Source organism: Altererythrobacter sp. CAU 1644 (genome assembly GCF_029623755.1).
GTDB lineage: Bacteria > Pseudomonadota > Alphaproteobacteria > Sphingomonadales > Sphingomonadaceae > Erythrobacter > Erythrobacter arenosus.
In genome coordinates this window covers 627,134-650,763 of sequence record NZ_CP121106.1, presented here as the reverse complement: position 1 = coordinate 650,763, position 23,630 = coordinate 627,134, and the positions used below count along the sequence as shown (strand labels likewise).

The 23,630-nt window shown below is 62.6% G+C and carries 18 protein-coding genes and 1 other RNA gene; 12 read left to right on the top strand and 7 right to left on the bottom strand.

What is annotated here, in order from left to right; translation table 11 throughout:
• Window positions 1-44: 44 nt before the first annotated feature.
• An RNA gene (gene rnpB / locus P7228_RS03270) (RNase P RNA component class A) lies at window positions 45-453 on the top strand.
• A 67-nt stretch (window positions 454-520) separates the two neighbouring features.
• On the opposite strand, the gene P7228_RS03265 is transcribed toward rnpB, so the two are convergent.
• From P7228_RS03265 to P7228_RS03255, 3 genes are all read right to left on the bottom strand, one after another.
• On the bottom strand, window positions 521-3,883 hold the full coding sequence (locus P7228_RS03265) for an autotransporter domain-containing protein (RefSeq protein ID WP_278016794.1): 3,363 nt from the start codon (window positions 3,881-3,883) through the stop codon (window positions 521-523).
• A 362-nt stretch (window positions 3,884-4,245) separates the two neighbouring features.
• Window positions 4,246-5,556 carry a UDP-glucose dehydrogenase family protein gene (locus P7228_RS03260; protein WP_278016793.1) on the bottom strand — a complete coding sequence of 437 codons (1,311 nt, stop codon included), beginning with the start codon at window positions 5,554-5,556 and terminating at the stop codon, window positions 4,246-4,248.
• On the bottom strand, window positions 5,553-6,362 hold the full coding sequence (locus tag P7228_RS03255; protein WP_347402851.1) for a metallophosphoesterase family protein: 810 nt from the start codon (window positions 6,360-6,362) through the stop codon (window positions 5,553-5,555). Before P7228_RS03255 ends, P7228_RS03260 begins: the two co-directional genes overlap by 4 nt.
• Window positions 6,363-6,623: 261 nt before the next feature.
• Here P7228_RS03255 and P7228_RS03250 point away from each other — a divergent pair, with 261 nt between their 5' ends.
• On the top strand, window positions 6,624-7,463 hold the full coding sequence (locus P7228_RS03250; protein WP_278016792.1) for a TorF family putative porin: 840 nt from the start codon (window positions 6,624-6,626) through the stop codon (window positions 7,461-7,463).
• 57 nt (window positions 7,464-7,520) lie between these two features.
• On the opposite strand, the gene P7228_RS03245 is transcribed toward P7228_RS03250, so the two are convergent.
• Complete coding sequence (locus tag P7228_RS03245) at window positions 7,521-8,276, bottom strand: SIMPL domain-containing protein (RefSeq protein ID WP_278016791.1); 756 nt, start codon at window positions 8,274-8,276, stop codon at window positions 7,521-7,523.
• Between the two features lie 80 nt (window positions 8,277-8,356).
• Here P7228_RS03245 and P7228_RS03240 point away from each other — a divergent pair, with 80 nt between their 5' ends.
• On the top strand, window positions 8,357-8,794 hold the full coding sequence (locus tag P7228_RS03240; RefSeq protein WP_278016790.1) for a VOC family protein: 438 nt from the start codon (window positions 8,357-8,359) through the stop codon (window positions 8,792-8,794).
• 9 nt (window positions 8,795-8,803) lie between these two features.
• Here the strand turns inward: P7228_RS03240 and nhaA are convergent, their stop codons facing one another.
• Entirely contained in the window at window positions 8,804-10,021 is a 1,218-nt protein-coding gene (gene nhaA, locus P7228_RS03235; protein WP_278016789.1) for a Na+/H+ antiporter NhaA, read from the bottom strand.
• 89 nt (window positions 10,022-10,110) lie between these two features.
• Here nhaA and P7228_RS03230 point away from each other — a divergent pair, with 89 nt between their 5' ends.
• From P7228_RS03230 to P7228_RS03210, 5 genes are all read left to right on the top strand, one after another.
• The gene (locus P7228_RS03230; RefSeq protein WP_278016788.1) at window positions 10,111-11,517 is read left to right on the top strand and encodes a glycosyl transferase family protein; all 1,407 of its coding nucleotides are present in this window, start codon (window positions 10,111-10,113) and stop codon (window positions 11,515-11,517) included.
• A gap of 368 nt (window positions 11,518-11,885) precedes the next feature.
• Window positions 11,886-12,695, top strand: a complete 810-nt coding sequence (locus P7228_RS03225; RefSeq protein WP_278016787.1) for a hypothetical protein — start codon at window positions 11,886-11,888, stop codon at window positions 12,693-12,695.
• Between the two features lie 67 nt (window positions 12,696-12,762).
• On the top strand, window positions 12,763-13,674 hold the full coding sequence (locus tag P7228_RS03220) for a sulfite exporter TauE/SafE family protein (protein ID WP_278016786.1): 912 nt from the start codon (window positions 12,763-12,765) through the stop codon (window positions 13,672-13,674).
• A complete protein-coding gene (locus P7228_RS03215; protein ID WP_278016785.1) occupies window positions 13,671-14,435 on the top strand; it encodes a TIGR02186 family protein in 765 nt (254 codons plus the stop codon). The genes P7228_RS03220 and P7228_RS03215 overlap by 4 nt, the downstream gene beginning before the upstream one ends.
• A gap of 99 nt (window positions 14,436-14,534) precedes the next feature.
• Complete coding sequence (locus tag P7228_RS03210; RefSeq protein WP_278016784.1) at window positions 14,535-16,289, top strand: ATP-binding protein; 1,755 nt, start codon at window positions 14,535-14,537, stop codon at window positions 16,287-16,289.
• Here the strand turns inward: P7228_RS03210 and P7228_RS03205 are convergent, their stop codons facing one another.
• Together P7228_RS03205 and P7228_RS03200 are read right to left on the bottom strand one after the other, a co-directional pair.
• Window positions 16,290-17,027 carry a 7-carboxy-7-deazaguanine synthase QueE gene (locus P7228_RS03205; protein ID WP_278016783.1) on the bottom strand — a complete coding sequence of 246 codons (738 nt, stop codon included), beginning with the start codon at window positions 17,025-17,027 and terminating at the stop codon, window positions 16,290-16,292.
• A 168-nt stretch (window positions 17,028-17,195) separates the two neighbouring features.
• Complete coding sequence (locus P7228_RS03200) at window positions 17,196-19,928, bottom strand: valine--tRNA ligase (protein WP_278016782.1); 2,733 nt, start codon at window positions 19,926-19,928, stop codon at window positions 17,196-17,198.
• Window positions 19,929-20,092: 164 nt separating this feature from the next.
• On the opposite strand from P7228_RS03200, the gene P7228_RS03195 reads away from it, so the two are divergent.
• Genes P7228_RS03195 through P7228_RS03180 form a run of 4 tightly spaced genes read left to right on the top strand, consistent with a single transcriptional unit; the run spans window position 20,093 to window position 23,625 of the window.
• Window positions 20,093-21,205 (top strand): MlaE family ABC transporter permease, encoded by a 1,113-nt coding sequence (locus tag P7228_RS03195; protein WP_278016781.1) that lies wholly within the window; start codon window positions 20,093-20,095, stop codon window positions 21,203-21,205.
• The gene (locus P7228_RS03190) at window positions 21,202-22,056 is read left to right on the top strand and encodes an ABC transporter ATP-binding protein (protein WP_278016780.1); all 855 of its coding nucleotides are present in this window, start codon (window positions 21,202-21,204) and stop codon (window positions 22,054-22,056) included. The genes P7228_RS03195 and P7228_RS03190 overlap by 4 nt, the downstream gene beginning before the upstream one ends.
• 10 nt (window positions 22,057-22,066) lie before the next feature.
• Window positions 22,067-23,014, top strand: coding sequence for an MlaD family protein (locus P7228_RS03185; protein ID WP_278016779.1), 948 nt, complete (start codon window positions 22,067-22,069; stop codon window positions 23,012-23,014).
• Window positions 23,015-23,025: 11 nt separating this feature from the next.
• Complete coding sequence (locus tag P7228_RS03180; RefSeq protein ID WP_278016778.1) at window positions 23,026-23,625, top strand: ABC-type transport auxiliary lipoprotein family protein; 600 nt, start codon at window positions 23,026-23,028, stop codon at window positions 23,623-23,625.
• Window positions 23,626-23,630: the final 5 nt, after the last annotated feature.

Here is a 23,630-nt window from a genome sequence, read left to right as displayed (position 1 = left end):
CCGCACCTTTCCTAAATCCATGCGCGCTCCTATATGGAGCGCGCCAGGAGGTCCGGGCAGCCGCGGGTGCAAATCCGAGGAAAGTCCGGGCTCCACGAAACAAGGGTGGCGGGTAACGCCCGCCGGGCGAAGGATTTCGGTCCGAAGCCCAGGGAAAGTGCCACAGAGAGTATACCGCCGATGGCCCCTAAAGGGCACAGGCAAGGGTGAAAGGGTGCGGCAAGAGCGCACCGGGGTTCTGGCAACAGCGCCCGCATGGCAAACCCCACCCGGAGCAAGGCCAAATAGGGGCCTCGCGCCGTAACAGGCAGGGGCGTTTCGTCCCGAGAGGCCCGGGTTGGCTGCTTGAGCCATGGAGCGATCCATGGCCTAGATGAATGGCTGCCCCTGCGGGGCTGGTGTGCAAGCATACCGCTCGCAGGACAGAACCCGGCTTACAGGGCCTCCTGGCAACTACCGCACCGATAGAAAAAGGGCCCTCCCGAAGGAGAGCCCTTTTCCCTCATGCGGGTGCTTCGCCTTAGAAGGCCCAGAGCAACGTCAGGTTGGCCTGGTGGCTGCTCAGCACGCCGCGCCCCATATCAGAGGTGAGGCTCATCTCGGTCGTCAGTCGATCCGACAAGCTCAGTTTCGCGCCGGCATTGACCGAAACCCATTCGGGGTCGAGCTGCCGCGAGATGTTGAACGGAAGGTCCTCGGCCCCGACGAAATGGGCCGTCACGACATCCCGGGCGCTGCCGAGTTCACGGGCGTAAGCGACCGATCCAAACGCGGTGACAGTGCCTGCATTCCCGAGCTTTAGGTCGGCCGATGCCATGCCGCCAAGCTTGGCGCCGATCGAAGTGAAGGTCCGATCCTGCACCCGGAGGCCGAAGGATCCCGCACCGAACTCCTCGTAACCGCCAAGATCCGAACGCACGTAGTCGACGGAAGCGACTGGGCCCAAGGTGACACCGGCAGCCGGTTCGAACCCATAGCCGAGCCTGAGCCCGGCAAGCGTCTGGGTGCCATCTGCAACACCGAGTGCATTGCGGAATTCCTCTTCGAGGACACCCTGTGCGCCACGGGCAAGGCCAAAGCGCTGTTCGCTGAAGCCGACATACATGTCGGCAAAACCCTTGCCGAAACTGACTGCGCCATAACCTGCAACCGAAAGGCTCCGATTGCCGGAGAGGTTGAAGTCACCCACGCTGGATGAACCGTCAAGGATGTTGCTCACCGCCATGCCGAAACTGACATTGTCGTTGAGCTTGTAATCGGCGCCGATAGTCAGCTCTCCCGCCTCGGTGAAGGCGGCTTCCTCGAATGCCTTGGCGCCCGTATTGCGAGCATTGGCATCTTTCAGGAATGAGCCACTAACCGAACCGAAGAAGCTCAGGCTCTTGACGTCAGATGGCGCCGCTCCAGCCTGGGCGAAGCTGGCCGAACCGAAGTTCGAGAAGCCAGCCGCCGCATCATTTGCGCCGCGCAGGGCCAATGTCCGTTGCGAGATGTGCCCGGTGAACCGTGTCGCGAAGTTGGTCGCAGAGGCACTTTGCGCAAAGCCGCTCGTCGGTGTCAGACTGAGCAGGGTCTGGCCGAAATTGGCGAACCCGGCCGTGTCGACCACGTCGAAGATAGCCTGGAAGTCGGTATAGCGACCACCAAAGCGCAGCGAGTCGAGCGTTGTAGCAAGCGAAGCGAGATCGCTGCCCTGGCCGACCACGTCCTTGATCGCCCGGGCATTAATCTGAACGATCACCTTCTTGTTGGCGTAGGTCACCCCGGCAGTGAGGACCGGCGAATCGGTCAGGAAGACGACGTCAGAGAACTCACCGTCAAGCTCGCCTGCAGTGAGTGCAGTAAAGGCCGTGCCGAAGCGCAGCTTGTCGTCGAGGTTCGAGACCACGAGGAACCCGTCGAGGATTGCCGTTCCAGTAATATCGTAATAGTCGAACGATACCTGGTTGCGACGGCCCCCGACAAAATCGACCCACATGGCACCGCCGCTTGTTTGCACGTAGTTGCCGTCGATCGTGAGCGATCCGAATTCTCCGATGCCCCCTGCACTGAGCAGGCCGTTCACGTTGAACAGGACGTCGGTCCGAATGGTACCGCCATCACCCGCGAGCTCTCCGCCGGCGAGCAGGTAAAGCGGCGTGGTGAGGACACCGTCGACCACTGCAAGCCCCGAAAACTGCTCGACCCCGATCAGGCTATCGAACGATTGTCCCTGCTGTAGCACGAAACCAGCATCGACATTGTCGATGACCAGCTTGTCGATTTCGACGTCGATGTCGACAGACGTGGTGCCTGCGCGATTCAGGTGAACCTCGAAATACTGTGCCGGGGCTGCGAAGGCTACGCCTGGGGTACCGTCGGTATTGTTAGGGACGAATCCCGTCGAGCCGGGCCCGAGAAGAGCCGAGCTTTCGGGCAGGTTTCCGCCAAAGTTCGGTGTGCCTTCGGGTGGCAGGAACGGCGAGACCGGGCTGCCTGCCCCGGTGACATCGTTGCCGAGGATCGTGCCGATCGTGGGGTCGGTGGTGTAGACCCCTGTTTCGGATCCCTCAGGAATGCCATTGACCAGGGTTCCCGTCCCATCGTCGATAAAGAAGCCGGGATCGAGGTCCTGCGTCCAGTGGCTCGGATCGGACCAATCGCCATCGCCAGACAAGGCCGAGACATATTTGTACGACGTGTTCTCGGTGATGAATTCGAAGAAGGGGAACAGCGGATTGTAGAAGCTGACATCGCCATAGGCGTTGCCGATATCGAAGAAGTCATAGCCCCCGCTCAGAACGCCGGCGACGACGGGAAATCCGTAGAGCTCGTCGACGATCAATGCAGAGCCGCTGTCTCCCGGTGCAGTCGCAACTTCATTGGGCAGGGCGTCACCATCGAACCAATCGATGGCCTTTACCGCATCGATATCTGCACAGCTAATCCCGAAGCCGTTGAATTCGCAGGCTGCCTGTTGTTCCGGGGTGCGGTTCGGATTGTCGAAGTCGGTGAAATACATCGTCTGCGTTTCGACGCCAAAATTCACCGAGGTAGGCGCGAAGCCAAAGAAGATCTGGTCGATGAATGTGGCATTGGATGCGATTGCCCCGAGCATGTTCTCGCCGACAAGTCGGAGGAAGCCGATGCCCTGATCGCCGGTATCGCCCGTACCGAAAGTGCCATAGCCATTGAGAACGACATGCGTGAGCTGATCGAGCGGCGTAAGCAGGATCGGGGCTGAAGGCGTGTCGGTGATTGGCGTATCAAGCGCAATGAAAGCGACGTCAGCCCATGGGAATTCCAGACCGCCATTGTCGATATTCGCAGAGGGGTGAATGACCACATCGGTCGACCTGGCAATGCCGCCGCTGGCATAGTCGGTTGCGCCGCCGATATAGTTGAAGAGGCGCACAGCGCTGTCGATGCCGGTCGAGATCAGCATTGTATTGTCGGCAGCACCAGGCAGGCCGTAGGCTTCCGATGACCGGCTGTTCACGCAGTGCGCCGCCGTCAGGATCGTACGCGGATTGATAAGGGTGCCGGTGCAGTTGAAGAAGATACCGCCCGTCAAATTGTTCTGACGGAAGATCTGCACCGAATAGGGCACCGTATCGTTCACATCGACACTGCCGGGGAGCCCGACATCGTCGCGAACGATGATCTCTGGATGTGGCGCGACCGGTTGAGCGGAGATCGCGCGAGAATCACGTGTGATCACAGGTAGGTCGAGCGATGTTTCCAGTCGGCGCATCTCGATCGATGCGATGTCGAAGCTCGAATTGATTCCAGTTAGACTGCCTTGCGCTTCGGCGGCGACGCCGGTCTCCGCGTCGTTCGCTGCATTGGCGGGCGCCTGTGCGAGCAGCATGCCCAGGCCAATTACACCTACGGTCGTAAGCAAATGCCTCTTCATCATATCCAGTCCCCAGTTTTCGTTTTTTTGCGCCCGAAGCGCGGCCATGCGGAAGGATTCCCTACGCCCGAATCGAACGTAGAAACTTCACAGCTGAGACTGGTTTCGGGGCGGGCATCACGGTTAGTCAACACGTGAACTCGAAATTCCCAAAGATTGCCGTGCAATTAACACTTTTGGTGCAATTCGGATTACTGGCCCGCCATTAATCGAAGATTTGCAGATGCTTGCATTTGCTGCACGGGCCTACACCGGAAGCTGGCATCGGCAAATGGCACCGCGCTGCCGCCACCGTGCAGCAACATCAATCGGTCTTGCAAAGTGACGTGTTGGGAGCGTGCCGCTTGGGGCTAGCTTCGCCCGATGCTTTCATAGGTGAAGCCGACGGCGCGGACGTCTTCCGGCTTGTAGATGTTGCGCAGGTCGACCAGCACCGGGTGCCTGACGAGTTCCTTGACCCGGCCAAGGTCGAGCGCACGAAACGCGTCCCATTCGGTCACGATGGCAATCGCATCGGCGCCCTCGACTGCGTCATAGGAGCTGTCGCACATCGTGACGTCGGGCATCAGCGGGCGCGCTTGCTCCATGCCTTCGGGATCGAATGCGGACACTATCACGCCCGCATCGGTCAGCGCCTGGGCAATAGCGATGGCCGGCGAATCGCGCATGTCGTCAGTGTTGGGCTTGAAGGTCAGGCCGAGCAGCGCGACCTTCTTGCCGCGCGCCGCCTCCATCCCGCCCAGCGCGTCGAGCACCTTGCGGCCCATGGCGCGCTTGCGGCTGTCGTTGACCTTGACCACCGCCTCGACGATCCGCGTCGGGCTGTCGTAATCCTCGGCCGTCTTGAGAAGCGCCAGCGTGTCCTTGGGAAAGCACGAGCCGCCATAGCCCGGGCCGGCATGGAGGAACTTCGAACCGATCCGGTTGTCCATGCCGATGCCGCGGCTGACGTCCTGCACATCCGCGCCGACCCGCTCGCAAAGATCGGCCATCTCGTTGATGAAGGTGATCTTGGTCGCGAGGAAGGCGTTGGCTGCGTATTTGATCAGCTCGCTGGTGCGGCGGCCGGTAAACAGGATCGGCGATTCGTTGAGGAACAGCGGGCGATACACCTCGCTCATGACCTCGCGGCCGAACTCGTCTTCTGCACCGATCACGATCCGGTCGGGACGCTTGAAGTCGCCGATGGCGGCGCCCTCGCGCAGGAATTCGGGATTGGAAACGACCGAGAACCTGTGGCTCGTACAGCTGTCGCCGATGATCCGCTCGACCTCGTCGCCTGTGCCGACCGGGACGGTGGACTTGGTCACGATCACCGCATCGTTCGAAAGGCTTTGGCCGACTTCGCGCGCCACTGCGTAGACGAATGACAGGTCTGCGTGGCCGTCACCGCGGCGGCTTGGAGTGCCGACCGCGATGAAGATGGCCGATGCGTCCTTGATCCCTTCGGCAAGGTCGGTGGTGAAGGACAGGCGGCCAGCGTTGACGTTGCTTTCGACCAGTGCTTCCAGACCCGGCTCGTAGATCGGCATGATCCCGTCAAGCAACTTGTCGATCTTGGCCGGATCCTTGTCGATGCAAACCACATCGTGGCCGAAATCCGCAAAGCACGCGCCAGACACCAGGCCAACATAGCCCGATCCCACCATTGCAATCTTCACGCAGCAACTCCCTCGTTCTCGATGACGATCCGGTCTTCCACCTCGACCGACTGGATCGTGCGCCGCCTGTCACCTTCGAGCACGAGCGCCGTCAATATTCCCGAACGGAATGCGCCCGTGTCTATTCCAATACGGTTGCCGCAATCGTGCACTTCGTCGAAAATCGTGTGCCCATGGACAATGACCTTAGGCAAGGCACCTTCGTGGCGCAGGAAGCGGTCGCGGATCCAAAGCATGTCGCGCCGCTTCTGCTGGTCGAGCGGACGCGTGGGATCAATGCCGGCATGGACGAAGGCGTAGTCGCCCGCGACGATCAGCTCTTCGAACCCCATCATGAAATCACGGTCGATTTGCGGGACGAGCTCGGGGAGCTTCTCGAACAGCTCATCCATCGACAGCCCGTTGAATTCGCTGCGCGGAATGCCGTAGCTGAGGATGGTTTCGCGGCCGCCATGCTTGAGGAAATGGCGCAGGACTTCCTGGTCGACAAAGCTCTCAAGGAACATTTCCTCGTGATTGCCGGCAAGAATCCGGACCAATCTGCGCGCCTGCCATTCGCGCGCGAAGCGGAGCACGCCCGCGCTTTCGGGCCCCCGGTCGACGAGATCGCCAAGAAGCACGACCGTCGTTTCGGCAGTGCCTGCCCTGCGGTCGTCATCCTCGATCGCGTCCGCCAGTTTCTCGAGCAGGTCGAGCCGGCCGTGGATATCGCCAACGACATAGTACCGCTGCCCGTCGGGCACGCATGGCATGTCCGCCTGCGGGGCGGTGCTGCGGAAGATCTTGCGGAGGGGTTCGAATATCATGGTCAGAAACAGGTCAATCTGGGCCGCGCCTTAAGCGAAGCGGGGCTGAACGGCAACTGAGCGGTTGTGTGCAACCGGCGACAAAGGTGGTGCGTAAACCCCACACTTTCCAGCCTGCATTCCATCGCGCGCAATTTTCCTTGTGCAGTGCAGCAAAAACCTGCACGATCATTGCGAATCCGGTCGAGATTGCACGAATTCGAAAAGTGCGGCCGCCGGATACGCAGGCGGGACGAAGCGAACACAACAAAGGAAGTTGTCATGCTCACGTCCATTCGCGGCCTCGCGGCCGCGACCATAACTGCCGGTTTTGCTCTCTCCGCAGCTCCGGCCCTGGCTGAAGAATTCGCTCCGGCCAGTCCTCTCATCATCACCGCCGATGTCTCGCAAGCCGACATTGCGAAAGCTGTCGAGGTCATCGAAAGCGAACAAGCGAGCCCGCTTGGGGCAGAAAGCGGCTGGGATTTCTCGGCCAATGTTGCGCTGGTATCCGAATATCGCTTCCGCGGGGTCGACCTGTCCGGGGGCGACCCGGCCATCCAGGGCGGTCTGGACCTGGCCCACAGCTCGGGATTCTACGTCGGTACCTGGGCCTCCACGATCGACGACGACACCGTCGGCTATGGCGATTGGGAACTCGACGTTTATGCCGGTTGGAGCGGCGATGTCGGCCCTGGTTTGACCTTCGATCTCGGTGGTATCTTCTACCTCTACCCGGACGCGGGTGCCGGGGATTTCGATTATTGGGAGCTGTACAGCTCTCTCGCCTTCGATCTTGGTCCGGCGGGCGCGACCGTAGGTATCGCCTATGCGCCCGAGCAGGACTCGCTCGGCGGTGACGACAATCTCTATGTCTACACCGATCTCTCCGTCGGCATTCCGAACAGCCCAGTCACACTGACGGGGCACCTTGGCTACACCGACGGGTTTCTGACCTTCACCGACGATGGCGATGCCTTCGATTGGTCGCTTGGTGCGGAAGTCTCGTTCGGGCCGGCCACGCTCGGTGTCGCCTATGTCGACGCTGAGGGCGACCATCTTCCGGGAGACTACAAGTTCACGGATGCCGCGATCGTGGCAACGCTTAGCGCCAGCTTCTGAACTGGCCGCAGGGGGTGGGGCGCGAGCGTAGTGCTTGCGCCCCAAGTCCATGCGCGATCACACCAATGAGAAGTCGACCGTCGTAACGACGCGCACCTTCTTGTAGGGGCTGTCGATGACGCCCCAACCGCCACTGTCACCATCGCGGGCTTCGATCGAGAAATAGCCCTGCGTCGCGTCGCGGATGGCGCCGACATCGGCGCCGCTATCCTTGGCGAACTGTTCGGCCGAGGCGCGTGCGTCACGGGTCGCTTCCGCCACCATCTCGGGCTTGATGTCGTTGAGCTTGGTAAAGCTGTAGCTCATCGCTGACCCTTCTTCGAGGAAGACGCCTCGGCCAACCAGGTCGAATTGGCGGGCCACGGCTTTCTGCGCGCGTTCGATGTCGTTCGTGCGCAGCGAGAGCCGCTGGCGAACGGTGTAACTGGTGATCCCGTTGTTGGTGTAGCTCGAGACATTGGCGCCGGTCGGCTGCAAGGCCTCGGCCGGAAAACCCAGGTCGGCGAAAAACTGCTCGATCGATGCAGTATCGCGGCGAACTTTGGCCTGCGCTTCGCCAAGGTTGGTGGAGGTTGCAGAGTAGGAGATGGTCCAGGTCGCGAGGTCGGCAGTGACGTCGCGTTCGGCCAAACCGCGCACCGTAACCGAGCGCTCGGCCTCTTTGGCTCGCAGCAACCCGTCGCCGAGCAGGTAACCTCCGACCACCAGCCCAAGGGCGGCGATGGCCGCTGTGCCGAACCACCTCGCCGTTTTCGTATCACGCGGAAATCCGCGCTCATCGTGGTCTGCCGCTTGCACTGCATGGTCGTTCATCGCATCATCCTTCCTGAACCGGGTGTGCGACGAGTTGTGCATTCCTGTCGATGAACCGTTTTTGAATGAGGCGCTACCCTGTGACCAAATATCTCCACAGCATGATCCGAGTGACCGATCCCGAAGCGACCGTCGCCTTCTTCAAGCTCATCGGTCTGGAAGAGGTGCGGCGTTTCGATGTCGAGGCGGGCCGCTTCACGCTGATCTTCCTTGCGGCTCCGGGGCAGGAGGGCGTGGCCGAGGTCGAGCTGACCTACAATTGGCCGCCAGCGGATGGCAGCGCGCCGGAAGAATATGATGGCGGGCGCAACTTTGGCCATCTCGCCTACCGGGTCGATGACATTTACGAGACCTGCCAGCGCCTGATGGATGCGGGCCACACGATCCACCGTCCGCCGCGCGACGGTCACATGGCCTTCGTCAAGTCGCCTGACGGGATATCGGTCGAGCTGCTCCAGCAGGGCAACCTGCCGCCGCAGGAGCCATGGGCAAGCATGGAAAACAGCGGCAGCTGGTAGGTCCGCCCCCTAGGCTGCGTAGGGCGATTTCTCGTCGTCGGGGTGGTCCGTCGTCATTCGCAGCAGCGAATAGCCGATAACGGCAGAAATCAGCGATCCCATCAAGATGCCGATCTTGGCTTCCTCGATGAGGAGGTTGTTTCCTTCGAAAGCCAGGCTGCTGATAAAGAGCGACATGGTGAAGCCGATCCCGCACAGGATCGATACGCCCCAGATCTCCGTCCAGCTCGCCCCTTCGGGACGGTTGGCGAAACCGACCTTGTCGGCTGCAAAGATCGCGGCGAAAATGCCAACCTGCTTGCCGATGAACAGACCGGCGGCGATTGCCAGCGGCAGCGGTGCCAGCACCCCTTCCATGCCGAGATCGGCTAGCTCGACCCCTGCGTTGGCAAAGCCGAACACCGGCACAATCAGATAGGCGCTCCATGGCGCCAGATTGTGCTCGAGATGTTCGAGCATCGTATCATCGTCTTTCCCCCGCATAGGGATCGTCAGCGCGGCAACGACGCCGGCGATGGTCGCGTGAACCCCCGAATTGAGAACGCAGAACCACAGCACCAACGCCAGCAGGATGAACGGCCAGTAGGCGGCGACGCGCATCCGGTTCAACATCAGCATCAGCCCGGTCACAACGATCGCAGCGACCAGCCACGCGAGCTTGATGTTGGCAGTATAGAACAGCGCGATGACCATCACTGCCCCGATGTCGTCGACGATTGCCACGGTAAGCAGGAACAGGCGGAGCGAGGCCGGAACCCTGCTGCCGAGCAGGCCGAGAACGCCCATTGCGAAGGCAATGTCGGTCGCCGCGGGAATGGCCCAGCCGCGCGTCAGATCGGCGGTCCCTTCGGCATTGACGAAGAAGAGGTAGACGAGCGCGGGAATCGCCATGCCCGCGATCGCCGCCAGCACCGGCAGGCGCCGCTGGTCGGCCGATGATAACTGACCCTCGATCCATTCGCGCTTCACTTCCAGCCCGACGACAAAGAAGAAAATCGCCATCAGGCCATCGTTGATCCACAGGTGCAACGTATTGAGTTTGAACAGCGAACTGTCGAACAAACTGCCGTGGAAAAGCTGGTGGTACTCGTGTGCCAACGGCGAATTGGCTGCCAGCATGGCAGCGATGGCGACGAAGATGAGCAGGATACCGGCAGAGGCGTCGCTAACAAAGAGCGCGCGGACTGGGGCGAAAACGTTGCGAAGTGGTCTATTGCTATCTGACATGTGTGCGCCCCCTTTTTCGAAAAGTTACATCGGTTGCAAGGGGTGATCGTTGGCCTTAGTGTTATTTCACAAAACCAAACGGGGGTCGCTTGGAAATTTGGGACTGGGGTGCCTGGCAATGGCTGGCGCTGTTGCAGCACGAGCTCCTGCTGTTCGCGGGAGTTTTTTTTCTTGTCGGTGCGCTGGACGATCTCGCAGTAGATGCGACCTGGTTGTGGCTGCGGATGACGGGGCGAATACGTACGCCGCGCCTTGATACCCGGTCGCTCGCTACTCGCCCGTTGAAGGGGCAGGCCGCGATCTTCATCCCGACCTGGAACGAACATGAAGTGATCGGCGATACCATCGCCTATCTGCTCAACGCCTGGCCGCAGGAGGAGCTGAGGCTCTACGTCGGCTGCTACCGCAATGATCCTGACACGATCGCCGCGGCGATGGCGGCGGCGCGGGGCGATGGCCGGCTTCGACTGGTGATCCACGACCGGGCGGGGCCGAGTACCAAGGCGGATTGCCTCAACCGGCTCTACCGGGCGCTTTGCGATGACGAGATGCGGTGGGGCGAGAAGGCCCGTATGGTGGTGTTCCACGATGCCGAGGATATGGTCGATCCGGCCGCGCTTGCCCTGCTAGACGAGGCGATCGAAGCAGCCGAATTCGTCCAGCTTCCCGTTCTGCCCTTGCCGCAAGTTCACAGCCGCTGGGTCGGCAGCCACTATTGCGAAGAGTTCGCCGAGGCCCATGCCAAGGCGATGGTCGTGCGCGATGCATTGGGCGCGGCCATACCGGCGGCGGGCGTGGGTTGTGCCGTCGAGCGGACGGCGCTCGCTCGCCTGGCAACCCGGCATGGCGGGGTTGCTCCCTTCGCCGCGGACTCGCTTACCGAGGACTACGAGCTGGGCATCGGCATCGCCAATAGCGGGGGACGTTGCCGTTTCGTTCGGGCGCGACACCCCGATGGCGAACTGGTGGCGACGCGGGCCTATTTCCCCGCGCAGCTCGACCATGTCGTGCGGCAGAAGACGCGCTGGGTGCACGGGATCGCCCTGCAAGGTTGGGACCGGCTGGGGTGGTCGATGCGTCCGGTCGAAATCTGGATGCGGCTGCGCGACCGACGCGGTCCGCTGACCGCGCTTGTCCTGCTCGCGGGTTATCTCCTCCTGGCATTGTCGACGCTCGGCTGGGGCGCGGAGATGCTGGGGTATGGCGCGGGCATGGAACTTTCCCGGCCGGTCAAGGTCCTGCTGGCATTGAATTTCTTCTTTTTCGTCTGGCGCGCAGCGCTCCGGTTCGGCTTTACCGCGCGCGAATTCGGCGCGATCGAGGGATTGCGGGCAGTCCTTCGCATCCCCCTCACGAATGTCATCGCGATCATGGCCGGTCGCCGCGCGCTGTTTGCCTATGCGCGTACACTCGCCGGAGAGCGGATCGTGTGGGACAAGACGCCGCACTTTTCGCATCCGGCGCGCGGTCCGCAGGAAAAGGCAGAAGTGATATGAGCGCGGGTATGGAGCGACGCGCTTCACTCGGCCATCGGCGTGGACGACCATTGATGATGCTGGCCGCACTCGCTTTTTCCTGGGTCGGCATGCGAGCCATTCTGTGGGAGCCGCCGTTCGCGACATCCCACGACAACGGTTCGCTGCAGAATGAAGGCTTGGCCATGGCCATTGCGCCCGACGGTTCAAGGAATGGCCCCGCTGCAGGCACGCCCAGAGTATACGGCGAAGGTGGCAATGCTGCTCTACCTGCGCGACCAATTGGGGCTTTAGGCGCTGCCCGACAGATCCTTCCTCCAGCGGCGCCATTGGCATGGGGCGAGGGCAAAGCGCTTCCATTGGCGCGGCCTCCGTTACCCTTGGCGCCATTGCCATCGAGGAACCCGCGCACCGCAGCGGCTCACCAGCTTCTCTACCTTGCTGCGATGTCGAACCTCCCGGTGCCCAAGTTCCTCGGGCAAGGTCCTATTACTCCAACTGGTCCACAAGCGCAGCCTGCGAAACTGGAGCCACGCCCACGCGCCGATCGGTGGTCGCTCGACGCCTGGGTTTTCTGGCGCGAAGGTTCGAAGGCTGCCCTCGCGAGTGCGGGACGTATCCCAAGCTACGGCGCGAGCCAGACGGCAGGCGTGCTGCGCTATCGCCTGGCGCCCGCCAGCAAGCATGATCCGCGGGGCTATTTCCGCGCCTATCGCGCCCTGGTTGAAGGCGGCGAGGGGGAATTGGCGCTGGGCCTGTCGGCTCGTCCGATCGGCGCGATACCGGTGCGGGCCCATGCCGAAGTTCGAGCGACCAGGTTCGATCGTGATTGGGAAGCGCGCCCTGCGGCTTTCGCGACAACCGAGCTGGCTCCCGTCGTTTTGACGCGTTCGCTCCGCGCCGAGACCTATTTGCAGGGCGGATTTGTAGGGGGCAGGAATTCGACCCCCTTCGCCGATGGCCAGGTGCATGTCATCGGCGACGTCGTAGAATCCGAAACGGCACGGTTCAGCCTGGGGGCGGCGGCCTGGGGCGGCGCGCAGGACGGGACGGAGCGGCTCGACGTCGGCCCCTCGTTGCGACTGGATCTCACGATTGGCGAAGCTCCGGCGCGTTTCTCGCTCGATTGGCGTGAGCGGATCGCGGGTGACGCCATGCCGGATTCGGGTGTTGCCTTGACGCTTTCGACGCGTTTCTAGCAGCAATATTTGCGCACAGGGCGCCAGCCGCCTTTAAACCCTTGCCCGGCTAAGCTAGTCGCAGGGAATGGACGTCTACCTGCCCATCGCGAATCTGTCGGTGAACGGCCTGCTGATCGTAGCGCTGGGCGCGCTTACCGGCGTGCTGTCGGGGCTGTTCGGCGTTGGCGGTGGCTTCCTGACGACGCCGCTGCTGATCTTCTACGGCATCCCGCCGACGGTCGCGGCCGCATCCGCCGCGACGCAGGTGACCGGCGCCAGCGTTTCGGGCGTCCTCGCGCATGGGCGCCGCGATGGCGTCGATTACCGCATGGGCATGGTGATGGTTGCCGGCGGCATATTCGGGGCGATGATCGGCGCGCTGCTATTCCGATTATTGCAGGCGCTCGGCCAGATCGACGTCGTCATCAGCATCCTCTACGTGATCATGCTTGGAACTATCGGCACGCTGATGCTGCGCGAAGCGCTCGAGGTGATCCGGCCTAGCGGGAAGAAGTCGAACCAGCCGCGCAAGCGCCGCCACCATCCCATCGTTGCCGGCCTACCCTGGCGGACGAGATTCTATCGCTCGGGCCTCTACATCTCGCCCCTTGCGCCGCTGATCCTGGGCGCGCTGGTTGGCGTCCTCACCATGCTGATGGGCGTTGGCGGCGGCTTCATGCTGGTTCCGGCGATGCTCTACATCCTGGGTATGAGCGGCAATGTCGTGGTCGGCACCTCGCTGTTCCAGATCTTGTTCGTGACCATGGCGACCACGATGACGCACGCCCTGACGACCAAGGCAGTCGACGTGGTCCTGGCGGGGCTGCTGTTGCTCGGCTCGGTGATGGGCGCGCAATTCGGCACACAGATCGCGCTCAAGGCGCGGCCCGAAATCCTGCGGCTGGTGCTCGCCTCCATTGTACTCCTGGTGGCGCTGAGAATGGCCGTGGGCCTCGGCTACCAGCCCGACGAGATCTACACGGTCGCCCCGCTATGACGCGCGCGCTGCAAGCCGGCTTCCTGCTGCTCGCGGCGCTGTTTCTCTCGGCCCAGCGCGACGCGATCCTGGTGCCGGAGGTCTCGCAGAACGAGGTGCAGGTCCGACAGGGATTCACCGGTACCGAATTGCTGCTCTATGGCGCCATCCTCGATCCGGCAGGTCGCCGGGCCGGAGCAGAGTACGACATCGTGGTGGTCCTCAAGGGACCGACCCAGCCGATCCGCATGCGCGAGAAAGAGCGTATTCTCGGCATCTGGATGAATGCGGAATCGTCCGATTTCCGTTCTGCGCCATCCTTCTTCGCGGTGGCGGCTTCGCGACCGGTGGAGGAGATCGTCGACGAGCGAACCGCGGCGATCTACGAGCTTGGCACGCGCTTCATCCAGCTCTCGCCCTCGGGGCAGATCGATCCGGTCAAGCAGGCACGGTTCGCCGCAGGGCTGGTCGAGCAGCGCGAACGCAAGGGCCTCTACAAGCAGAACATGAAGGGCGTCCAGATCACTGAAGGCGTGCTCTACAAGGCGAGGATCAAGCTACCGTCGAACGTCGTGACCGGTCGGTACACCGCCGAAACCTTCGCCATTACCAACGGCCGCGTGATTGCCTCGGCTATCGCCGATGTCGAAGTGAAAAAGGTGGGATTCGAACGGTTTGTGGAGATTGCGGCCCAGAACTGGTCGCTGGTTTATGGTCTCGTGGCCGTGGCGCTGTCGATCGGCATGGGCTTCTTCGCCGGGCGACTGTTCGCCCGCCTCTAGGTCGCGCCCGACGCCTCTCAGGCCCATCAGCGTTGACGCGATTTTAACCCCGATCTGCCAAGCCGAACCCCGACATTTAACGAGGGTTTGGGGCATTCCATGACCGATATGGGCAATCAGAATTTCGATCAGTTCCAGGATGCTAAGCCTGTCGACGTGCCCGAGCGGCCCGCCGAGGCTTCTCCGCAGCCTGCAGCGCAGGCCGCCCAGTCTGCGCCGCAACCCGCCGCTGCCGCGAAATCCGCCGATGCAGACAACGCCCGCCTGCCGATTGGCGTCGTGCTCGAAATCGCCGGCTCGGGCTCGCAGATCGCGCTCGATCTGGAACGCCTCAACGAATGCATGGAAGATGAGGACCCTTCGATCGCGCTTGCCGGGCAGGTCGGCAGTCAGATCAAGATCCGGGTCGGCAATAGCTGGCTGCTCGCCAGCGTGCGCAACCAGCGCAAGGATCGCCGTGCCAACGGCGGGATTCTCGCCAATATCGACTTCCTCGGCGAAGGCGTCGAAGAAAAGCTGACCGGCCGCCTCCACGGTTTCCGCCGCGGTGTCACGCGCTATCCAATCCCGGGTGCGCTGATCTATCCGGCGACCACCGCCGACCTCAAGCAGGTCTATGCCAGCGATGGGCGCGCCAATGTCGAGATCGGCACGGTCTATCCGACCAAGGACATTCGCGCCGGCCTCTATATTGACGCCATGCTTGGCAAGCACTTCGCTCTGCTCGGTTCGACCGGTACCGGTAAATCGACCAGCGCCGCGCTGATCCTGCACCGTATCTGTCAGGCCGCGCCCGAAGGGCACATCGTGATGGTCGACCCGCACGGCGAGTATTCCGCAGCATTCCGCCAGACCGGCATGATCCTCGACGTTTCGAACCTGCAGATGCCGTACTGGCTGATGAACTTCGAGGAGCACTGCGAAGTGCTGCTCACCAGCGATGGCAACGAACGCCAGGTCGATGCCGACATTCTCGCCAAGTGCCTGCTGCGTTCGCGCCAGAAGAACCGTCTTGCCGAAACCATGGGCAAGATCACCGTGGACTCGCCGGTTCCCTACCTGTTGTCGGACCTGTCGAACGCGATCCAGGACGAGATGGGCAAGCTCGACAAGGCGACGTCTTCAGCGCCCTACATGCGGATCAAGAACAAGCTTGAAGAGATCAAGGCCGACCCGCGCTATCAGTTCATGTTCTCGGGCATGCTGGTGGGCGACACCATGACCGACTTCATCGGCAAGGTGTTCCGCATGCCATCGGGCGGCAAGCCGATTTCGATCATCGACGTGTCGGGCGTGCCGTCGGACATCACCTCGACCGTGGTCGCGGTGCTCAGCCGCCTGGTGTTCGACTTTGCGATCTGGGGGCGCGAGGACCAGACGCGTCCGATCCTGCTCGTGTGCGAAGAGGCGCACCGATACGTCCCGAGCGAGAAATTCGCCGATGATTCCTCGGTCGGCCGGATCCTCAGCCGGATCGCGAAGGAAGGTCGTAAGTACGGGATCTCGCTCGGCCTGATCACACAGCGTCCGTCCGACCTCGCCGAAGGCGTACTTTCGCAGTGCGGCACGATCATCTCGATGCGATTGAACAACGACCGCGACCAGGCCTTCGTGCGGGCAGCCATGCCCGAGGGCGCGCGCGGCTTCCTTGATTCGATCCCGGCGCTCCGCAACCGCGAGTGCATCGTCTGCGGCGAGGGTGTCGCGATCCCGGTACGTGTGGCCTTCGATACGCTCGAGGAAAACAAGCGCCCGGCCTCGGAAGACCCGAGCTTTGTCGAAGCCTGGAACACCAGCGGCGGCGAGGAAGAGACCGTCGAGCGTGTCGTCCAGCGCTGGCGCTCGCAGGGCTGATCAGGTCCCGCGCGTATCGCCGTACAGGTGGATATGCAGGCGGTCGCTCATCCGAAATCCGTGTTCGAGGCATAGCGGCGCCAGCCAGGCTTCACGCTGGCGCAGCGTCGCGCTGTCGGTCCCTTCAGGCATCAGGAAAACGTGGCCCGGCTTGAAGCGATAGCGGCGCTGGAGTGCGAGCACCTCGTTGACATCTTCAGGTGACGCCACGACAAATTTGAAGAAAGCGCGCGGATCGGTCGCATAGGTATCGAGCCGTTCGGGGATCAACGCTAGCTCCGCCTCGTTGCCCGAATGCGCCAGCTTGGGGCTGACGTTGTACTGGTCTACCCGGATATCGAGCCGCACGGGCGCCTTGGTCGTCCCGTTGGTTTCGATTTCGATCGACATGTCCGGCAGCGCTTCGGCCAGTTCAGCCAGCGCATTGCCCTGCATCAATGGCTCGCCCCCGGTGATGACGAGCCGTTTTTGCCCCAGCGCGAGGATAAGCGCGGCGACTTCGGCCACCTCCAGCGTCACCTGGTTGGCCTTGCGATCAAAGGCTCTGCCATCGCGGTGCGGGCGATTGTCGCCTTCGAAATGCCAGGTGTAGGCAGTGTCGCACCAGGTGCAGGCGAGGTTGCAGCGCGACAGGCGGACGAAGGCGACCGGCATGCCCACGCTCGGACCCTCACCCTGCAGCGAAGCGAAGATTTCCGGCCCCCCGATGTCGTCCGTGGCGAGGACTAGCGCAGCCATCCGTTCATCCTTTTCAAACCTAGCCTGAACCGATGGAACACATGGAACACGGTCCATGAGCTGGAAAAAAGCTCGCGGATCAGCTTGTCCAAAGCGCAAGTGGAAGGGGCGGAAACCTGCAACATCCGCTCCTTATTGCATGTCGCGCGGAGGTAGGAAATCGGGGCCCTACCCCAGCCGCGCCAGCGCCGCTGTGAGCCGCTCTATCTCTGCAGCATGATGTGCAAGGTCGGCGCGGGCCTTCTCGACCGCTTCGGGCTTGGCGCGTTCGACGAAATTGGCATTGGAAAGCCGCCCTTCGAGCGATTTTGCTTCCTTGCTCGAAGCTTCGAGTGCCTTTTGCAGACGCGCTTTCTCGGCGTCGATATCGATCACGCCCGCAAGCGGAACGATGAAGACGTCCGAACCCGCGGTGACCTGCATTGCAGGGCCGGAAGGAGCTTCGCCAACCGTCACCGGCGTCAGGCGAGCGAGCCGTTCGATTGCCGCTGCGCTGCGCTCGATCGTGCGTTCCGCGACTTCCGACGGCTGGGGCAGGAAGGCCGCCAGTTTCGCGCCCGGCGCGATGCCGAGCTCGTTCTTGGCGCTACGGACGTTGCTGGTGAGCTCGATCACCCAGTCGATCGCATCGGTCGCTTCCTTGCTCACGCTCGCACGCGGGTCGGGCCATTTGGCGGTGATCAGGGGATAGCTGGCGCGATCGCCCTGCTTCGACCACAGCTCTTCGGTGATGAAGGGCATGAAGGGGTGGAGCATGACCAGGATCTGGTCGAGCGCCCAGCCGGCGACTTCGCGCGTTTCCATCGCTGCCGGGCTATCCGCATCACCGGCGAACACGGGCTTGATCAGTTCGAGATACCAGTCGCAGAACCTGTCCCAGGTGAAGTGATAGATCGTGTTGGCGGCAGCGTCGAAACGCAGTTCCGCCATCGCCTTGTCGAGCGCCTCGACGGTCTGCTGGACCTCGCCGATGATCCACTGGTTGGCGGCGAGGCGCGCCTCTGGCGCCTTTGTCGTCGAGGACGCGCCGATGCCGTTCGATTGACAGAAACGCGTGGCATTCCAGAGCTTTGTCGCAAAATTGCGATAGCCCTCGACCCGCTTCTCGTCCATCTTGATGTCGCGGCCCTGGCTTTCCATCGCCGCCATGAAGAAGCGCAGCGCGTCGGCGCCGTACTGGTCGATAAGGCCGAGCGGGTCGACAACATTGCCCTTGGACTTGGACATCTTGGCGCCGTCCGCCGCGCGGACGAGGCCGTGGAGGTAAAGCTTGTTCCAGGGCCTTTCTTGCATGTTGAAATAGCCCGCCATCATCATCCGTGCGTCCCAGAAAAACAGGATGTCGAAGCCGCTGATCAGCAGGTCATTGGGATAGTGCTTCTTGAGCAGGTCGGTCTGCTCTGGCCAGCCGAGTGTGGCGAAGGGCCACAGCGCTGACGAGAACCATGTGTCGAGGACGTCCTCGTCGCGGGTGAGCGCAACGCCAACGCCAGCCTGGGCGTGCGCTTCCTCCTCGGTCATTGCGACGAAAACCTGGCCATCCTGCGTGTACCAAGCCGGTATCCGGTGCCCCCACCATAGCTGTCGGCTAACGCACCACGGCTGGATGTTCTCCATCCAGTTGAAGAAGGTCTTTTCCCAGCTCTTGGGGACGATCTCGATCTCGCCCGACTTGACCGCCGCGATCGGTTTCTTCGCCAGTTCCTCGGCATTCACGTACCATTGGTCGGTCAGCCAGGGTTCGATCACCACGCCGCCGCGATCGCCGAAGGGGGTCGCGATCTGGCGCGGCTCGGCGTCGTTCTCGACTTCCTCGCCATTCTTGTTGGTGGTGACGTGCGGGATAAGGAATCCCTGTTCCTTGAGCCGCTTGACCACCAGCTCGCGCGCACCGTCCACGCCATCCCGCTTGAAGCGGTGGAGGCCGAGGTACTCGTCCGGCACCAGTCCATCCGCGGTCTGGCAGACGTTCGCTTCCGCATCGAGCATGTTGAGCATCTCGGACGGGGCAATGCCTGCACGCTTGCCGACCTCGAAGTCGTTGAAATCATGCCCTGGCGTGATCTTCACCGCGCCCGAACCAAGCTCGGGATCGGCGTGCTCATCGGCGACAATCGGCACGCGCCGACCGGTGAGCGGCAGCACGACATGCTTGCCGACGACGCTCCTGTAGCGCTCGTCGTCGGGATGCACCGCCACCGCCATGTCGGCCAGCATGGTCTCGGGACGGGTGGTTGCAACTTCGATGAAATCCGCGCCGCTATCGAGCGTTACTCCATCGGCGAGCGGGTACTTGAGGTGCCAGAAGCCGCCCGGGATGGTCTGCTGCTCGACCTCGAGGTCGGAAATCGCGGTCTTGAGCTTGGGGTCCCAGTTCACCAGCCGCTTGTCGCGATAGATCAGCCCGTCGTTGTAGAGATCGACGAAGACCTTGAGCACTGCCGTGGTGAAGTGCTCGTCCATGGTGAACTGCTCGCGCGACCAGTCCATCGAACAGCCGAGGCGGCGGAGTTGGCGGGTAATCGTGCCGCCGCTTTCTTCCTTCCACTGCCAGACCTTCTCGATGAAGTCCTCGCGCGAGTAATTGGTGCGCTTGTCCTGCTTCTCCTCGAGCTGGCGCTCGACCACCATCTGCGTCGCGATACCCGCATGGTCCGTCCCGACGACCCACAGCGCGTCCTTGCCCCTCAGCCGCTCGTAGCGGATCACGATGTCCTGCAGCGTATTGTCGAGCGCGTGGCCGATGTGGAGGCTGCCCGTCACGTTCGGCGGCGGGTTGACGATGGTGAAGGGCTCGGCATCGGGGCGCTCGGGCCTGAACAGGCCGTTCTCCTCCCAATGCGCGTACCAGCGCGCCTCGATCTGGGCCGGGTCGAAAGTGGTGTCTAGATTGCTGTTCATCGTATTGTTTTGTTCGCTTACGCTCGGGCTGGTGCCGATAAATTGGTAGCCAGCGCCTTTGCCAGTGCTGCGACTGCGAAGCAACGTTGAACCGCCCCTCACGCCCGGCAGCGGCGAACTGACAGCTTGTTCTGGCAGGATTTTGCCCGCATAGCCTTGGGCTTATGAGCGAAGGGGCGCAATTTTCGATCGAGCAGGGGGAAGGCGGCGAGCAGGTTCTCGCGCTTTCCGGACCCTACCTCGTTTCATCGATCGGTGCGATCGATAACGCGCTCGATTCGATTGCCGAACCCTTTACGCGGATCGATCTATCGGGCGTGACCGAGATCGACACGGTCGGCGCTTGGATCGCCTGCCGCCTGTCATCGCACCACGGTGCCGAGATAGTGGGCGCCAACGATCGGGCCGAGCGCCTGATCCGCGCGATCAGGGGCACCGGCGAGGGCGTTCAGCTGACGCCGGAACGTGCCTGGGTGTGGGAACGTGTGCCCGAGCAACTGGGCAAGATGGTCTTCAACGGGCGCAACGGCGTGATCGGGGTGGTCGGCTTCCTCGGCCAGGTGCTGATCGCCTGCGGTAGCCTGATCCGCCATCCCTCGCGCTTTCGGGTCAAGGCGCTTGTGCGACAACTCGAGCTCGTCGGGGTCGACGCGCTGCCGATCATCGGCTTGATGAGTTTCCTCATCGGCATCGTTATTGCGCAGCAGGGCGCGGTTCAGCTGGCCCAGTTCGGGGCCGAAACGCTGACCGTAAATCTCGTCGGCCGGATCACCCTGCGCGAACTGGGCGTGCTGATGACCGCGATCATGGTTGCCGGCCGGTCCGGTTCAGCCTTCGCCGCGCAGCTCGGCACGATGAGGCTCACCGAAGAAGTCGACGCCATGCGCACCATCGGCATTTCGCCGATCGAGGCGCTGGTGATCCCGCGCCTCATCGCCTGCACCTTCATGATGATCCTGCTGGGCTTCTATAGCTCGGTCGTTGCCATCATCGGCGGCGCGGTGGTGGGCGACGTGATGCTCGGCATCCCCTTCTGGACCTTCCTCGAGCGAATCAAGGATGTCGTCCCGACCTATGACCTGTGGGTCGGGCTGATCAAGGCGCCGGTATTCGGCCTGATCGTGGCCCTGGCGGGTTGCTACAACGGCATGCAGGTCCGCGGCAATTCGGAGGAAGTCGGCCTCAGGACAACGATGGCGGTGGTCTCGGCAATCTTTGCGGTAATCGTGCTCGATGCCTTCTTTGCCGTGTTCTTCACGGAGATCGGTTGGGGATGAGCGATCTCGAACAACCGACACCGGACCGGCACGAGCGGTTTCGCGGCGATCACCCGATCGTGGTCAAGGGGCTGAAGACCCAGTTCGGCGAGCATGTCGTCCACGAAGATCTGTCGTTGACGGTAAATCGCGGTGAAATCATCGGCGTGGTCGGCGGATCGGGGACTGGCAAGTCGGTGCTGATGCGCGCCATTATCGGCCTGCAGACCCCGACAGAGGGCGAGATCGAGGTGTTCGGGCGCTCGATCACCAGGGCCGAGCCGGACGAACAGATTGGCGTCCGGAGCCGCTGGGGGGTCCTGTTCCAGGGCGGCGCGCTCTTCTCGACCTTGACCGTGGGTGAGAATGTCGAGGTGCCGCTCAAGCAATTCTACCCGGACATTGACGACGAATTGCGCCGCGAGATCGCGCGTTACAAGGTGATCCTGTCGGGATTGCCGGAAGACGCGGCGAGCAAGTATCCCTCGGAGCTTTCGGGCGGGATGAAGAAGCGCGCCGGGCTGGCCCGCGCACTCGCGCTCGATCCCGAACTGCTGTTCCTCGACGAACCGACCGCAGGTCTCGACCCGATCGGTGCCGCCAAGTTCGACCAGTTGACCAGGGAGTTGAAGGAAACGCTGGGGCTGACGGTGTTCCTCATCACGCACGATCTCGACACGCTCTACGAGATTTGCGACCGGGTCGCCGTGCTGGCCGACCAGAAGGTCATCGCCGTCGGCACGATCCCCGAACTGCTCGAAACCGACCACCCGTGGATCGACGAATATTTCAACGGTCCGCGCGGTCGCGCCGCGCAGGCGAGCAAAGAGCGCGCCAAATACATGGACAAGCGCGCGCAGGACGGGGCATAGGGGCAAGCGCATGGAAACACGGGCCAATCATCTCTGGGTCGGGGCAGTCACGCTGGTCCTGCTCGCCCTCCTTGCCGGCTTCATCGTCTGGCTCGCCCGATTGGGCCAGGGGGAGCAGAAGGAATACGACATCCTGTTCCAGCAGTCGGTGTCTGGTCTGGCCAACGGTTCGGAAGTTTCCTTCGCCGGTGTCCCGGTCGGCCAGGTGCGTGAAATCCGCCTGTACGAACGCGATCCGGAGTTCGTCCGCGTTCGCATCGCGGTCAAGGAAGAGGTCCCGATCCTGGTCGGAACCACCGCCACCATCCAGGGGTCGTTCACCGGCGTGTCGACTATCCTCCTCGATGGCGCGCGAGCCGGAGCTCCGCCGATCACCTGTGAAACCACTGCCTGCCCTGAGGGAATGCCGGTCATCCCGCCCAAGGACGGCGGCCTCAACGCCCTGCTGTCCGACGCGCCGCTGTTGCTTGAGCGCCTCGCAACCCTGACGGAACGGCTGACCGAACTCCTGTCCGACGAGAACCAGGCGTCGATCGCGGGTATCTTGCGCAACACCGACAAGATGACGGCAAGCCTCGCCGAAGCTTCGCCACAACTCGAGCGGACCATGGCGGAGCTGCAAGTCACGCTGCGCGAGGCGAGCGAGGCGCTGGACGCGTTCGAAAAGGTTACCCTGTCGACCGACAAGATGCTCAACAAGGAAGGCGCCAACCTGGCGGACCAACTGCGCGAGACGCTCAAGTCCGCGAACTCGGCCGCCAAATCGCTCTCCCTGACGCTTGAGGATACCCGTCCGGCGGCGCGCCAATTGTCCGATAGCACGCTTCCAGCGGCCGAGGCGGCGCTGCAGGACCTGCGCGCGACCAGCAAGGCGCTGCGCAACGTGACCGAGAAGCTCGAGAACCAGGGGGCCGGCAGCTTGCTCAAGGGCCAGACCTTGCCCGACTACGAACCATGAGGACGATCGACGTGACATACGCAGCAAGGACCGCCCGGCTGGCATATCTGGCACCGCTCGTCATGCTGGCGGGTTGCATCAGCCTGGGCGAGGATCCGCCCGACCGCCTGCTGACCTTGACCTCGCAGGCGACCACTTCGGCCGGTACGGCCCAGAGCGCGCAGCGGTCCGAAACGATCATCATTCACGAGCCCGGAGTTCCCGCGTCGCTCGACGTCACCCGCGTACCCGTCCAGGTCAACTCGACCGAAATCGCCTACCTCAAAGACGCGCTATGGGTCGAAAAACCTTCGCGGCTGTTCCGCCGCCTGCTGGCCGAAACCATGCGGGCGAAGACCGGGCGCGTGGTGCTCGACGGTGACGATCCTGCCTTCTCGGGCGGGGAGAACCTGCGCGGGACGCTCCGCGCCTTCGGCTATGATGCGTCGAATTCCAGCGTCGTCGTCCAGTTCGATGCGATCCGTCAGGGCGATGGCGGAAGGGTCGAAACCCGGCGGTTCGAAGCGGTCGAGCAGGGCGTCTTGGCGGAAGCCGCGCCCGTCGGAGATGCGCTCAATCGCGCCGCAAACAGGGTCGCTGAAGAAGTGGCAGACTGGGTTTCCGGCAGCTAGGGCCG